This window comes from Castellaniella sp. (assembly GCF_049650445.1).
Lineage (GTDB): Bacteria > Pseudomonadota > Gammaproteobacteria > Burkholderiales > Burkholderiaceae_B > Castellaniella.
In genome coordinates, this window is record NZ_JBASAD010000017.1 from 109,974 (window position 1) to 124,188 (window position 14,215).

General features: G+C 67.2%; 11 protein-coding genes. 1 reads left to right on the forward strand and 10 read right to left on the reverse strand.

Annotated elements, in window-relative coordinates:
• Positions 1 to 11 precede the first annotated feature (11 nt).
• The 8 genes from WA983_RS06125 to dapD all read right to left on the reverse strand — a co-directional run bounded on the left by WA983_RS06125 (position 12) and on the right by dapD (position 8,690).
• On the reverse strand, positions 12 to 1,232 hold the full coding sequence (locus WA983_RS06125) for an ABC transporter substrate-binding protein (RefSeq protein ID WP_424248224.1): 1,221 nt from the start codon (positions 1,230 to 1,232) through the stop codon (positions 12 to 14).
• Positions 1,229 to 2,068 carry an ABC transporter ATP-binding protein gene (locus WA983_RS06130; RefSeq protein ID WP_424311739.1) on the reverse strand — a complete coding sequence of 280 codons (840 nt, stop codon included), beginning with the start codon at positions 2,066 to 2,068 and terminating at the stop codon, positions 1,229 to 1,231. Before WA983_RS06130 ends, WA983_RS06125 begins: the two co-directional genes overlap by 4 nt.
• 3 nt (positions 2,069 to 2,071) lie before the next feature.
• Positions 2,072 to 3,172 carry an acyl-CoA dehydrogenase family protein gene (locus tag WA983_RS06135; RefSeq protein WP_424251197.1) on the reverse strand — a complete coding sequence of 367 codons (1,101 nt, stop codon included), beginning with the start codon at positions 3,170 to 3,172 and terminating at the stop codon, positions 2,072 to 2,074.
• Between the two features lie 14 nt (positions 3,173 to 3,186).
• On the reverse strand, positions 3,187 to 3,729 hold the full coding sequence (locus tag WA983_RS06140) for a carboxymuconolactone decarboxylase family protein (protein ID WP_424251195.1): 543 nt from the start codon (positions 3,727 to 3,729) through the stop codon (positions 3,187 to 3,189).
• Between the two features lie 87 nt (positions 3,730 to 3,816).
• Complete coding sequence (locus WA983_RS06145) at positions 3,817 to 5,757, reverse strand: ABC-F family ATP-binding cassette domain-containing protein (RefSeq protein ID WP_424311740.1); 1,941 nt, start codon at positions 5,755 to 5,757, stop codon at positions 3,817 to 3,819.
• Positions 5,754 to 6,650 (reverse strand): 50S ribosomal protein L3 N(5)-glutamine methyltransferase, encoded by an 897-nt coding sequence (gene prmB / locus WA983_RS06150; RefSeq protein WP_424251191.1) that lies wholly within the window; start codon positions 6,648 to 6,650, stop codon positions 5,754 to 5,756. The genes WA983_RS06145 and prmB overlap by 4 nt, the downstream gene beginning before the upstream one ends.
• 52 nt (positions 6,651 to 6,702) lie before the next feature.
• Positions 6,703 to 7,836 carry a succinyl-diaminopimelate desuccinylase gene (gene dapE / locus WA983_RS06155; RefSeq protein ID WP_424251189.1) on the reverse strand — a complete coding sequence of 378 codons (1,134 nt, stop codon included), beginning with the start codon at positions 7,834 to 7,836 and terminating at the stop codon, positions 6,703 to 6,705.
• A gap of 32 nt (positions 7,837 to 7,868) precedes the next feature.
• A complete protein-coding gene (gene dapD, locus WA983_RS06160) occupies positions 7,869 to 8,690 on the reverse strand; it encodes a 2,3,4,5-tetrahydropyridine-2,6-dicarboxylate N-succinyltransferase (RefSeq protein WP_424251187.1) in 822 nt (273 codons plus the stop codon).
• A 211-nt stretch (positions 8,691 to 8,901) separates the two neighbouring features.
• Here dapD and WA983_RS06165 point away from each other — a divergent pair, with 211 nt between their 5' ends.
• The gene (locus WA983_RS06165) at positions 8,902 to 9,522 is read left to right on the forward strand and encodes a LysE family translocator (protein ID WP_424251185.1); all 621 of its coding nucleotides are present in this window, start codon (positions 8,902 to 8,904) and stop codon (positions 9,520 to 9,522) included.
• A 29-nt stretch (positions 9,523 to 9,551) separates the two neighbouring features.
• Here the strand turns inward: WA983_RS06165 and WA983_RS06170 are convergent, their stop codons facing one another.
• A complete protein-coding gene (locus WA983_RS06170) occupies positions 9,552 to 11,003 on the reverse strand; it encodes an efflux transporter outer membrane subunit (protein WP_424248527.1) in 1,452 nt (483 codons plus the stop codon).
• On the reverse strand, positions 11,000 to 14,209 hold the full coding sequence (locus WA983_RS06175; RefSeq protein ID WP_424311741.1) for an efflux RND transporter permease subunit: 3,210 nt from the start codon (positions 14,207 to 14,209) through the stop codon (positions 11,000 to 11,002). The genes WA983_RS06170 and WA983_RS06175 overlap by 4 nt, the downstream gene beginning before the upstream one ends.
• Positions 14,210 to 14,215 lie beyond the last annotated feature (6 nt).

Sequence of the window (14,215 nt, forward strand, 5' to 3'; positions counted from 1 at the left end):
GGACCGACCGCTCAGGCGACCGAAAAAGTTTCCGTGCGCGTATAGCCTTCAATGCCGAAAGCGGCCGGACCACCCTGGGCTTCGATGGCCTTGCGCACGTAGCGCTCGTCCACCAGGTCGCGGGCGACCTCGGCGGGATCCAGATCCTTGAGGAAGGCGTTTTCGCCCAGCACGTAGGTGGTCTTCAGCAGCTCCACCAGCTTTTCCGTATAGCTGGGGAAGGGGTAGGGCTGAAAATCGATGCGCTGTTCTTTCCAGTCGGCATGGCGGATGGCACCGCTGCGGGCGTATTCCGCATCGCGTTCGGGCGAAGCCAGCAACACGCGCGCCAGGGTCGAATGCTCGTGCGGGGTGTAGTCGGCGGGGTTGCCGCGTTCCAGGATCTTCACGGTTTCCTCGCGGTGGCCGCGCGTCCAGGCCTGGGCCTCGACGATGGCGTCCACAACCTTCTGTGACCATGCGGGGCGCTCCTGCAGGTCGCGTTCGTGCATCGTGACCACGCAGCAGGCATGGTTGCGCCAGACGTCGCCGGTGAAGCGCCAGACCTTGCCCACGCCCAGCTCTTCGGCCTTGGCGTTGAACGGTTCGGCCACGATGTAGCCGGAAATCCGTTTCGTGCCCAGTGCGGGCAGCATGTCGCCGGGCGACATGACCACCAGCTTGACCTGCTGCTTCGTCGGTTCGCCATCGCTGATGAATTCCAGCCCGGCCTCGCGCAGCATGGCCTGCAGGACGATGTTGTGCACCGAATACCAGAAGGGGATGGCGACCGTGGTGCCGCCCAGATCGGCCAGGCTGTTGATGTCGGGCCGCACGGTCAGGCAGGAGCCTTCCATGTGGTTCCAGGCGACCACCTTGGCGGGGGACTTGCTGCCATAGCGCGACCAGATGGTCATGGGCATGAGCAGGTGGACCACGTTCACCTGGCCGCTCAGGAAGGCCTCGACGATCTGCGACCAGCTACGGAAGCGCCGGGGTTTCTCGACCTGCAGTCCGCGCTTTTTGAACAGATCGTTGTGGTGGGCCACCAGCAGCGGCGTAGCGTCGGTGATCGGCAGGTAGCCGATGCGCACCGGCGCGTCGGGTTCGGCGGCGCGCGCGGCCTGGCCGGCCTGCAGCAGCGGCAGGGCACCGGCCATCGTGAACAGCGAGGACAGTTTCAGGAATTGCCGGCGGCCGGCCTGGGCGCTGGCGGCGGCGCCGCAGCAGGGGTCGATGAGCTTCAGGGTCATGGTGTGGCGTTTTGTTTCGGGGGGCGGGCCGCGCGCAGGGATTGCAGGATCTCGACGCGCAGCGTCGTCAGGTGGGGATCGGTTTCGTCGCGGGGGTGGGGGCGGTCGGGTCGCCATTGGCCGATCAGGCGGCCCGGCTGGCCGCCCAGCAGCAGGATGCGGTCGGCCAGCAGCAGGGCTTCGTCGATGTCGTGGGTCACCAGGATCGCGGCGGCGTGGTGGCGCGCGCTGACTTCCAGCAGCAGCGTCTGCATCTCGCTGCGGGTGACTTCGTCCAGGGCGCTGAAGGGCTCGTCCAGCAACAGGATTTCGGGTGCGCGCGCCAGACTGCGGGCCAGGGCGGTGCGCTGGGCCATGCCGCCCGACAGCTCGTCCGGGTAGCGCGTCCGGGCGTGCATCAGGCCGACTTCGGCGATGGCCTGCTGGACGCGCTGGTGGCGCAGTGCGTCGTTCAGCCGGGGCTGGTGGCGGAAATCCAGGCCGAAGGCGACGTTCTCCTCCAGGGTCAGCCAGGGCAGCAGGCAGGGGTCCTGGAAGACGAAGCCGACGTCGGGCGCGGGGCCGGCCAGAGGCCGGCCGTGCAGGCGGACCTGGCCGGCCAGGGGGCGCTGCAGACCCGCCAGCACTTGCAGCAGCGAGGACTTGCCGACGCCGCTGGGGCCCAGCAGGGCGACGATCTCGCCGGCCTGCAGCTCCAGGGAAAAGTCCTGCAGGATACGATGGATGCCGGACCCGGGCCGTGCATAGCCCAGGGCGACGCCCGCCGCGCTGAGCACGCCGGTCCCGGCGGGGGCGGATTCGACAGCCGGATCGGACAGCGCCGTGGCGAGACTCATTGCTTACGCTGCCTGTTGCTCGAGCGCATGGATTTCCTTGCGCAGATGTTTCAGAGCGGGCGTCACGATGGCGACGAACAGGGCTTCGCGCAGGCGGCGCTGGGCGGGGTGGCTCATCAGATAACCGGCGGCGCCTGCATGCAGCGCGGCCGATTGTGTGGCTCGCAGGCTGAGTTCGGACGCCCGGGCGCGAGCACGCAGGATGTCCAGCAACAGCGCGTCTAGCCCCTGGCGAGCCAGGCGTACGGTTTCCGCCTGCAGCGCCTGCAGGTCCTGTTCCAATGACTCGTCCTGGTCGTCCAGGAAGGTGTTGACGTGGCTCAGGCGCTGGTTGCTTGCGCGGATGGTCTCCAGGCTGGCTTGCGTCAGTCCCAGGCCCATGCCGATCTGCATCAGCAGGAAACCAGGCTTGATGCGGCTGATGTAGTCTTCGAAGGCCGAAGGTTCGGCCAGTACGTCTTCCGCTGGAATCCAGGCGTTTTTCAGGTGAACGCCGTAGGTGCCGGTGCCTTCCATGCCGGCGAAGGCCGGGCAGGGGCGCAACGTCAGCGCGTCCGAGCCCGGCGGGATGGCGAACATGATGTAGCCGCCTTCTTCCACGGCTGCGGCGGCAATCAGCAGATGGCCGGACCCCAGGTTCGAAACCCAGGGCAGGGCACCGCTCACGCGGTAGCCGGCGTCCTCGCGCCGTGCGCGCAGATTGATGCGTTCGATGCCGGCCAGATGCTTGACGCAGTTGGACATGCCGGTGCCGGCCAGGATTTCTCCTCGGGCGATGGGGGCCAGATAGCGTGCGCGTGCAGTGGCGTTGTCCGTCTGCTGCAGATACCAGGCGCAGGCCGACTGGCACCAGGCCAGGAAGGCGGTGGAGCCGCAGACGCGTCCGACCCGGGCGATGACGTCGATCTGGGCCGCGAGATCCAGCCCCAGGCCGCCCGATTCGGCAGGCAGGGCGGCGCCGAAGCCGCTCAGGCTGCCCAGCGCACGCATGAAGTCGCCTGGATACTGGCCCTGGTCGATGGCGTTCGCCAGGGGCGCGAGGGATTCTTGGATCAGGGCGTCGATGCCATCACCGTGAACGGCGGGCAGCAGATCGGTGGACATGCGGATCTCCAGGATCAGGCGTAGGCCTGCAATTCCGGGTTGATGGGGGTGCGGGCCAGGTTGTTGGCGTAGTTGCACAGCGTGGCCAGACTCACGCCCAGTACCACGTCCAGCGCTTGAGCGTCGCTGTAGCCGGCCGCGCGCAGGCTGGTCAGGGCCTCGTCGGGCACCTGGCCGCGATGTTCCAGGACCTGCAGGGTGAATTGCGCCAGGGCGTTCAGTCTGGGATCGGCCAGGGCCTGGGTGCCGCGCAAGGCCTCGACGAGTTCCTGGGGCAGTTGCAGCTTCTTGTAGGCAAGCTTGGTGTGGCCGGCGACGCAGAAGCCGCAACCGTTGTAGGTGGCGGCGGTGATCTGCACGACTTCGCGTTCGGTGGGGGTAAGGCTGTTGCGGCCGTTGATGGCGCCGACGACCTGGTAGGTTTCCAGAGCCGTGGGTGCGTTGGCCAGGACGCCCAGCAGGTTGGGCAGGAAGCCGTTGGCCTGAGCAGCGGCCCGCAGGCGGTCCTGGGCTTCGGTAGGAGCGGATTCGACGGATTGGATGGGGAGGCGGCTCATGGTGCAGATCTTCTGAACGGGAGGTTATAAGACCTGCCCATTCTAAGGATCGCCATCCTCATACCGAACGAATATAAGAGTATTAAATTATTCAGCCTTGGAATATGAAGCTTCCAGCGCTTCGATCTCCGTCTGGATTTCCAGCCAGTCTTCCTCGTGGGTCTGCAAGGCTTTGCTCAGCTCACCATGTTCGGCCATCAGGCCGGGGCGGGTGTCCTTGTGGGCGTCGGTGTAGAAGTCCGGGTCAGCCATCAGCGTATCCAGTTCCTTCAAGCGGGCCTGGGCCTTGGCCATGGCGTCTTCGATCTTTTTCAGACGCGTCTCCAGCGGCTTGCGGTGAGCGGCCAGTTCCTGGCGCGCCTGGGCCTGCTCGCGGCGCTGGGTCTTGCGGTCCTGGCCCGGGGCCGGACCGCTCGCCGCGCGTGCGGTCTGGTTGCGCTGCGCCTGGCGTTGCTGCAGCCAGTCGCGGTAATCCTCCAGGTCGCCGTCAAAGGGCTGGACCCGGCCGTCGGCGACGATCCAGAAGCTGTCCACGGTGGTGCGCAGCAGGTGCCGGTCGTGGGAGACCAGCAGCACGCTGCCGGGGAATTCCGCCAGTGCCCGTGCCAGGGCTTCGCGGGTGTCCACGTCCAGGTGGTTGCTGGGCTCGTCGAGCAGCAGCAGATTGGGTTTGCGCCAGACGATCAGGGCCAGGGCCAGACGGGCCTTCTCGCCGCCGGAAAAGGGCGCCACCGGCTGGCTCACCATGTCGCCGCCAAAGCCGAAGCCGCCCAGCATATTGCGCAGTTCCTGTTCGCGCGTGTCGGGGGCGATGCGCACGAAGTGCTGCAGCGGGCTCAGTTCCGGGTCCAGCACGTCCAGTTGCTGCTGGGCAAAGTAGCCGATCTCCAGGCCTTTGGCCGGCCGGTAGCCGCCTGCCAGAGGATGCAGTTCGCGTGCCAGGGTTTTGACCAGGGTGCTCTTGCCGGCGCCGTTGACGCCCAGGATGCCGATGCGGCTGCCGCCGCGCACCATCAGACTTACATCTTCCAGGATGGTGCGCGCGGTGCCGGTGCCGCCTGCCGGGTAGCCCAGGACGGCGTCTTCCAGGGTCAGCAGCACGTCGGGCGTCTGCACGGGTTCGGGCAGGCGGATGTCGATGCCTGATTCCGCGGTCAGAGGCGCCAGGGTCTGCATGCGCGCCAGGGCCTTGACCCGGCTTTGCGCCTGCTTGGCCTTGCTGGCCTTGGCCTTGAAGCGGTCGATGAAGGACTGCAGGTGGGCCGCCTCGCGCGACTGGCGTTCGATGGTCAGGCGGTTCTGGCGCAGGCGCTCGGCGCGCTGTTCCAGAAAGGATTCATAGCTGCCTTTGTAGCGCACCAGCGACTGTTGTTCGAAATGCAGGATGACGCGCGCGACCGCATCCAGGAATTCGGTGTCGTGAGAAATCAGCAGCACCGTGCCCGGATAGCCTGCCAGCCAGCGCTCCAGCCACAGCATGGCGTCCAGGTCCAGGTGGTTGGTGGGCTCGTCCAGCAGCAGCAAGTCGGACGGCGCCATCAGCGCGCGCGCCAGGGCGATCCGCATCTGCCAGCCGCCGGAAAAACTGGCGACCGGGCGCGCCCATTCGTCGGGGGCGAAACCCAGGCCGGCCAGAAGCTGTTCGGCGCGCGAGGGCGCGCTCCAGGCTTCGGCATCGACCAGGGCGGATTCCAGTTCGGCGATCGCCTGACCCTGTTCCGGGTCCAGCGCGGCGCGGCGCGCCTGCAGTTCGCGCAGGTGGCGGTCGCCGTCGATGACGAACTCGCGCGCCGGGCGGTCGGTGTCGTGCAGAATCTGCTCGACGCTGGCCAGTCGCCAGGACGCGGGCATGTCCAGCGTGCCGGCGTCGGGGTCGATCTGCCCCTGCAACAGAGAGAACAGCGAGGACTTGCCCGCGCCGTTCTTGCCGACGAAACCGACGCGCTCGCCGGGGTGGACGACGAATTCGGCGTCGTCCAGCAGGACCTTGACGCCGCGCCGCAGGGTCAGGCCACTGGCGCGGATCACGAGGCGAGCTGCGCGCGGCGCAGCAGCAGGATCTGGTCGGTGGTGGCGTCGGTGTCCAGCCAGATGGGTTCCAGTCCGGGGAAGGCGGCCTCGAAGTGCGCCCGCTCGTGGCCGATTTCCAGCACCAGCAGGCCCTCGAGCGCCATGAGCGCGGGCGCATCGGCCAGAATGCGGCGCACCAGGTCCATGCCGTCGTTGCCGCCGGCCAGCGCCAGCCGGGGTTCGTGCTTGTATTCGGGCGGCAGCGCCCTCATCGACTGTTCATTGACGTACGGAGGATTGCAGACGATCAGGTCGTAGCGGCGGTCTGGCGGCACCTTGGACAGCAGATCGCTGCGCAGCGCCTGGACGCGATCCCGCAGGCCGTGCAGGTCGATGTTCGACTGTGCGACGGCCAGGGCGTCGGCGGACACATCCACCGCGTCCACGGCGGCGTTGCCGAAGGTGTGGGCCGCCAGAATCGCCAGGCAGCCCGAGCCGGTGCACAGGTCCAGCACCTGTTCGACTGCGTCCGGGTCGTCGATCCAGGGGGCCAGGCCCTCAGCCAGCAGTTCCGAGATCGGCGAGCGCGGCACGATCACCCGCTCGTCCACCAGAAAGCGTTCACCCTGCAGCCAGGCTTCGCCCGTCAGGTAGGCGGCGGGCTTGCGGGTATTGATGCGTTCGTGGATCAGGTCGACACAGCGTTGCCGCTCGCGTTCCAGCAGGCGCGCGTCCAGAAAGGGGTCGAGCGTGTCGGGCGGCAGATGCAGACCGTGCAGCAGCAGGTAGACCGCCTCGTCCCAGGCATTGTCGCTGCCGTGGCCGAAGACCAGGTCGGCGGCGTGAAAGCGGCTGATGGACCAGCGCAGCAGGTCACGCAGGGTCAGGAGTTCGGTGTGGGGAGAGGGCATGGTGTGCAAGAGATGTGTTCGGCCGTGCCGGTCCGGCGGACAGGCGTGGTGGTCAGGCCAGCAGCTTTTCCAGCGTGCGGCGGTAAATGTTTTTCAGCGGTGCCAGGCTGTCCAGGGGAATGTGTTCGCCTGTCTGGTGGATCGTCTGATTCAGCGGGCCGAATTCGACGACTTGCGGGCAGATTCGGGCGATGAAGCGTCCGTCCGAGGTGCCGCCGGTCGTGGACAGTTCCGCCTGGACGCCGGTTTCTTCGGCGATGGCGGCCTGCAAAGCCGCGCACAGTGTACCCCGGGGGGTCAGAAAGGGCAGGCCGCTGATCGTCCAGGCAATGTCGTAGTCCAGGCCATGGCGGTCCAGCAGGGCCGTCACGCGGGCCTGCAGCACGTCCGGCGTGCTGGCGGTCGAGAAGCGGAAATTGCAGTCGATCGTCGCGGTGCCGGGGATGACGTTGCCCGCCCCGGTGCCCGCATGCAGGTTCGAGACCTGGAACGTGGTGGGCGGAAAGTATTCATTGCCCTCGTCCCAGCGGGTCGCGGCCAGTTCGGCCAGGGCGGGCGCCAGTTCGTGGATCGGGTTGCGGGCCAGGTGCGGGTAGGCCACGTGACCCTGGACGCCACGTACCGTGATCCGGGCCGACATCGAGCCCCGGCGGCCGTTCTTGATCGTGTCGCCCAGCGCTTTCACCGAGGTCGGTTCGCCGACGATGCAGTAATCGGGCCGTTCATGGCGTGCTTCCAGGGTGCGGCAGACGTGGACCGTGCCCTCGGTCGCCGGGCCTTCCTCGTCAGAGGTGATCAGCAGGGCGATCGAGCCCGGATGATCGGGATGAGCGGCGATGAATTCTTCGGCCGCGACCACGAAGGCCGCGATCGAGGTCTTCATGTCGGCGGCGCCCCGGCCCACCAGCAGGCCGCCGGTTTCCGTGGGAACGAAGGGGGGACTGGGCCATTCGGTCTCCGGCCCGGTGGGGACGACGTCCGTGTGGCCTGCGAACACCAGCAGCGGGGCCGCCGTGCCGCGCCGCGCCCAGAGATTGCTCACCGGCCCGCTGGGCAGCGACTCGCAGACGAAGCCCAGCGGCCGCAGGCGCTCGGCGATCAGTTCCTGGCAGCCCGCGTCGTCCGGCGTGACGGAGGGGCGGGTGATCAGTGCGCAGGCCAGTGCGCGGACGTCGGCGTCTGCCATGGTGCGCGGTTCCTTGAGTGGGTGGCCGGGCCTCAGGCCCGGAGCAGATCGTTGATGCTGGTCTTGGCGCGGGTCTTCGCATCCACCCGCTTGACGATCACCGCGCAGGCCAGGCTGTGGCTGCCGTCGGCGGCGGGCAGGGCGCCCGGCACCACTACGGAGCCCGCCGGTACGCGGCCATAGTGGATCTCGCCGGTGGCACGGTCGTAGATGCGCGTGCTCTGGGAAATGAAGACGCCCATGGCCAGCACGGAGTTTTCTTCGACGATGACGCCCTCGACGACTTCGGAGCGCGCGCCGATGAAGCAGTTGTCCTCGATGATGGTGGGGCCGGCCTGCAGCGGTTCCAGTACCCCGCCGATGCCCACGCCGCCCGACAAGTGGACGTGGCGGCCGATCTGCGCGCACGAACCCACTGTCGCCCAGGTGTCCACCATCGTGCCTTCGCCCACGCGCGCACCAATGTTGACGTAGGAGGGCAGCAGCACCGCGTCGGGCGCGATGTACGCGCCGCGCCGCACCGTGGCGGTCGGCACCACGCGAAAGCCGCCGCGCTGGAAGTCGTCCGGGCCGTAATCCTGGAATTTCAGCGGCACCTTGTCGTAATACAGCTGGGGCGCCTGGCCCATGACGCGGTTGTCCGCCAGACGGAAAGACAGCAGTACGGCTTTTTTGATCCACTGATGGACTTGCCATTGGCCGTCGATTTTTTCCGCGACGCGCAGCGTGCCGTCGTCCAGGCCGGCGATGACTTGATCAACGGCCAGGCGCAGGGCGTCCGGCGCCTGGCCGGGATTCAGGGCCGCGCGGTCTTCCCAGGCGGTGTCGATGAGGCTCTGGAGGGTGGAGTGCATGATGACGGGCGAGATCCTGGATCACGGAGAAAAGCGGAATCTGGAATTTTATCAGCGCATCCCGTGCGTGTTGATGGTTCAGTGCCGAGGACCGCGTGGCGGCAGTACACTGATCCATTCTGAGCCGGCCTGCTCGCCCTGTGCGGCCGGCTCGTTGCGGATACCTGTCGTCCTGTGGGAGCGCGGGTCCGGATTCAAAGGCCACCTCATCATGACATCGGCGACATTCTCGCTTTTTCTGCTGACCTTTTTTCTGGTGTCGCTCACACCGGGCATGTGCATGATGCTGTCGCTCAGCCTGGGGATGAGCGTCGGCGTGCGGCGCACCGCCTGGATGTGGGCGGGGGAACTGATCGGTGTCGGCATCGTGGCGGCGGGGTCCGTGCTGGGCGTGGCCACGGTGCTGCTGCAATATCCGCCGCTGTTCACGGCCTTCAAATGGGGCGGTGGCGCCTATCTTGTGTGGCTGGGCATCGAGATGTGGCGCTCCAGGGGGTCTTTGGCCATCCCGGAAATGGCGGATGGCGCTCGGCCCCCAGGCCGCATGCAACTGGCCATTCAGGGGCTGGTGACGGCCATCGCCAACCCCAAGGGCTGGGCCTTTTTCATCGCCTTGCTGCCGCCTTTCCTGAATTTCGACCAGCCGATGGCCCCGCAACTGAGCCTGCTGCTGGCCATCATCCTGAGCATGGAACTGTGCTGCCTGATCCTGTATGCCATGGGTGGTTCGGTCGCCCGCAGGCTGCTGGCCAGCCGCTCCAATGTGCGGCTGATGAATCGCATCTCGGGCGCCCTGATCGCCGGCATCGGCATCTGGCTGATGCTGGACTGATTCCGGGCGTCTGGCGGCGGCTGGGACGATCACCCCAGGCGATCCTCCCAGCCGCCGCCGATCGCGCGGATGAGCTGCACGGCGGCGTGTGCGCGCAGGCCGTCCAGTTGCACGACGGCACGCCGATGCCGCAGCACTTCGCGGTCGGCGTCGATGACTTCCAGATAGCTCACGGACCCGGCCTCGTATTGCGTTCTGGACAGCTCTGCCGCGCGGGCTGCGGCGGCCACGGCCGTGTCCTGCACTTCGGTCTGCTCGCCCAGCAGGCGCAGCGCAGACAGACCGTCCTCGACTTCCCCGAAGGCCTTGAGCACGCTCTGCCGGTACAGGGCCACGTCTTCTTCGTAGCGGGCGCGGGCGCGGTCCACGCCGGCCTGGCGTCGGCCCCCGTCAAAGATCGGCAAGGTCAGGGCTGTGCCAATCAACGGGCCCAGCAGAAAGCTGCGGCTCGACCAGCGCAGCAGTTCGTCCAGTTCGGAGGATTCGAAACCAAAGGAGCCGGTCAGGGCGAGCTGCGGGAACAGGGCGGCCCGGGCGGCGCCGACCCGGGCATTGGCGGCAGCCAGGGCTCTTTCGGCGGCGGCGATGTCGGGACGCCGTTCAAGCAGGGATGAAGGCAGTCCGGCTGGAATCGCCATCGCGATCCGGGTCAGCGGCTGATGCGACAGGGAGAAATCGGCGGGCGGCCGTCCCAGCAATACCGCCAGTCCGTGTTCGGCGGCGGCGCGCTGCCGCTCGACACCCAGCGCCTCGGCGCGCGCCGCCGCGAGTTCGGACCGGGCCCGCGCGACGTCGAGTTCGCTGATGTCACCTTCCCGGAAACGGGTTTCGACCAGATCCAGACTCAGACGGCGCAGGGTGATCGTGTGTGCATACAGCAGGGCTTCGCCGTCCAGTTGCCGGATCAGGAAATAGGCCTGCGCGACGTCGGCCTGCAGCGCCAGCAGCACAGAGTGATACAGAGCCTGGGCCCGCTGGGTGTCGGCGCCGGCGGCGTCGACCTCGGAGGCCACGCGGCCGAACAGATCGACCTCGTAGGACAGGCCGGCCTGTGCGCGCCAGAGCGTGGCCGTGCTGCCTGCGTTGGCGGGGTCCCCGGCGGCCTCGGAGGTCCGCTGGCGGTTGGCGCCCAGGCCGGCCGTCAGCTCTGGAAAGCGGTCGGCGCGCGCATTCTTTTGCATCGCGCGCGCCTGCTTCACGCGCGCGGCGGCGGCTTGCAGGTCCTGGTTCGCCTGCATGGCGTGTTCCTGCAGGGCATCCAGTGCCGGGTCCTTGAAAATGGCCCACCAGCGGCCTCGCGCCAGATCGTCGGCCGGTTGGGCCGCCTTCCAGCGTTGCTGTTCGTCGGCGCTCAGACGGGCTTCCTTGAAGGCACCGGGTACTTCGACGGCAGGCCGCTCGTATTTGGGGGCGACGGCGCATCCGGCGAGCAGAGTGGCCAGCAGGCCCGACACGGCGGCATGAGAGAGGCGTGTGATCATGAGTGATATTCCACGTGGGGGTTCGCGGCGGAAACGAGGGTGTCGGGGGTTTCCGACCCGGCGTGCCGGGCCGGTCTGGATCGACTGGCGAGACGGCGCAACAGCACGTAGAACACCGGGGTCAGGTACAGGCCGAACAGCGTGACGCCCAGCATGCCGAAGAAGACGGCGATGCCCATCGCATGGCGCATTTCCGCGCCTGCGCCGGTGGACAGCACCAGAGGCACGATGCCCATGATGAAAGCGATGGAGGTCATCAGGATGGGACGCAGGCGCAAACGGCTGGCTTCCCGGGCTGCTTGTGCCGCAGACAGGCCCTGCGCCTCCAGTTCGCGCGCGAACTCGACGATCAGGATGGCGTTCTTGCAGGCCAGGCCGACCAGGACCATGAGCCCGATCTGGGTGAAGATGTTGTTGTCGCCCCGGGTCAGCCAGACACCGGCCAGGGCGGCCAGCGCGCTCATGGGCACGATCAGGATGACCGCCAGGGGCAGGGTCAGGCTTTCATATAGTGCGGCCAGCACCAGAAAGACCAGCAGAACGCTGATGGGGAACACCCAGATCCCGGCGTTGCCGGCCAGGATCTGCTGGTAGGTCAGGTCCGTCCACTCGAACTTGATGCCTTTGGGCAGGGTCTCCGCTGCAATGCGTTCGGCTGCCGCCTGGGCTTCGCCGGACGAATAGCCGGGCGCGGGGCCGCTGTTGATGTCGGCGGCCGTATAGCCGTTGTAGCGCACCACCATCTCCGGCCCGTAGGTCGGCGTCAACGACACCAGAGAGCCCAGCGGCACCATGGCGCCCGAGGTGCTGCGCGTTTTCAGCCGCAGGATGTCCTCGGGGCTGGACCGGAAGGGCGCGTCGGCCTGAGCCTTGACCTGGTAGACGCGCCCGAAGCGGTTGAAGTCGTTGATGTAGAGCGAGCCCAGGTAGATCTGCATGGTGTCGAACACGTTCGTGACAGGCACGCCCAACTGCTTGGCCTTGACCCGGTCGAGATCCACGTCGAGCTGCGGCACATTGATCTGGTAGCTGGAAAACGCCGGCCCCAGTTCAGGCGTGCGCGCCGCTTTTTCCATGAAGGCCTGGGCCGCGTCGTTCAGGCGGTCGTAGCCCAGGCCGGCCGTGTCCTCGATCTGCAGCTTGAAGCCGCCGACCGTTCCCAGGCCCATCACCGGCGGCGGCGGGAATACCGCGATGAAGGCTTCCTGGATGCCGGAGAATTGCCGGCTCAACGCGGTCGTGATGGCCTGCGCGGACGTGGCCTCGTCCCGGCGCTGGTCGAAATCATCGAGCGTCATGAAGACGACGGCCGCGCTCGAACTGTTGGTGAAGCCGTTGATCGACAGGCCCGGGAAGGCGACGACGTTCTTGACGCCCGGCTGGGCCAGCGCAATGTCACTCATGCGCCGGACCACGGCGTCCGTGCGTTCCAGCGAGGCACCGCTGGGCAGTTGCGCGAAACTGACCAGGTACTGCTTGTCCTGGCCAGGTACGAAACCGCCCGGGACGCTATAGGCGACTCCCGCCGTCAGCGCAAGCAGGACCAGGTAGACGCCCAGAGTCGTGCCCTTGCGCCGCACGACTGCGCCCACGCCGCGCGCATAGCCGTCCGAAGCCCGCCCGAACGCGCGGTTGAAGGTACGGAAGAAGCCGCCCAGAACACGGTCCATCCCCCGGGTCAGCGCATCCGGCCTGGCGCCATGGGGTTTCAGCAGCAGGGCCGCGAGCGCCGGTGACAGCGTCAGGGAATTGAACGCCGAGATGACCGTCGAGAGGGCGATCGTCATGGCGAACTGCTTGAAGAACTGACCGCTCAGCCCCGTCATGAAGGCAAGCGGCACGAATACGGCGACCAGCGTCAGCGCGATGGCGATGATCGGGCCGCTGACTTCGCGCATGGCGCGATAGGTGGCATCGCGGGGGCTGTGGCCGGCCTCGATGTTGCGCTCGACGTTTTCGACGACCACGATGGCGTCGTCCACGACGATGCCGATCGCCAGTACCAGGCCGAACAGGGACAGTGCGTTGATGGTGTAGCCGAACGCCAGCATCAGGGAAAATGTGCCGATGATCGAGACGGGCACCGCCAGCAGCGGGATGATGGATGCGCGCCAGGTCTGCAGGAAGACGATGACGACGAGCACGACCAGGGCGATGGCCTCGAGCAGGGTCGAGATCACCGCCTCGATGCTCGACCGGACGAATTGCGTGGGGTCGTAGACGATGCGGCTTTCGAGCGAAGCCGGGAAATCGGCCGACAGCTCCTGCATGGTTGCGCGCACGGCATCGGAAATGGCCAGGGCGTTGGCGCCCGGGGCTTCCATGATCGCCATGGCGACCGCCGGCTTGTTGTCCAGCAGGGAGCGCAGGGCGTATTCGGATGCCGCGAGCTCGATGCGCGCCACGTCCCGCAGCCGGGTGATGCCGCCGTCGGAGGAGGACTTCAGCACGATGTCGCCGAATTCCTCCTCCGTGCGCAGGCGGCCCTGCGCATTGACCGAGAATTGCATGGCGACGTCGGGACTGCTGGGGGATGCGCCGATGACGCCTGCGGCCACCTGCACGTTCTGTTCCCGGATGGCGGCGACCACGTCGCTGGCGGTCAGGCCTCGCTCGGCGATTTTTTCCGGATTCAGCCAGACCCGCATCGCGTAGTTGCCCGCGCCCCAGAGCTGCACTTCGCCCACGCCCGGGATGCGCGCCAGCTTGTCCTTGACGTTCAGGACGGCGTAGTTGCGCAGATAGGTCAGGTCATAGCGCTGGTCGGGCGAGACCAGGTGCACGACCATGGTCAGGGTGGGGGTCGCCTTCACCGTGGTGACTCCCAGGCGCTGGACGTCCTCGGGCAGGCGCGGCAGGGCTTGCGCGACCCGGTTCTGCACCAGTTGCTGGGCCTTGTCGGGGTCCATGCCCAGGTGGAAATTGACCGTCACCGCCAGGTTGCCGTCGCTGTTGGCCTGTGACTGCATGTACAGCATGTTTTCGACCCCGTTGATGGCTTCCTCCAGTGGCGCCGCCACCGTTTCGGCGATCACCTTGGGGTTGGCGCCGGGAAACTGCGCGCGCACGACGACCGAGGGCGGCACGACCGCCGGGTATTCGGAAATCGGCAGGCGGAAGACGGCGAGCAGGCCGGCCAGCAGGATCAGGACGGAGAGGACCGCCGCGAAGATCGGCCGGTCGATGAAGAATTTGGAAATGTTCATGAGAAG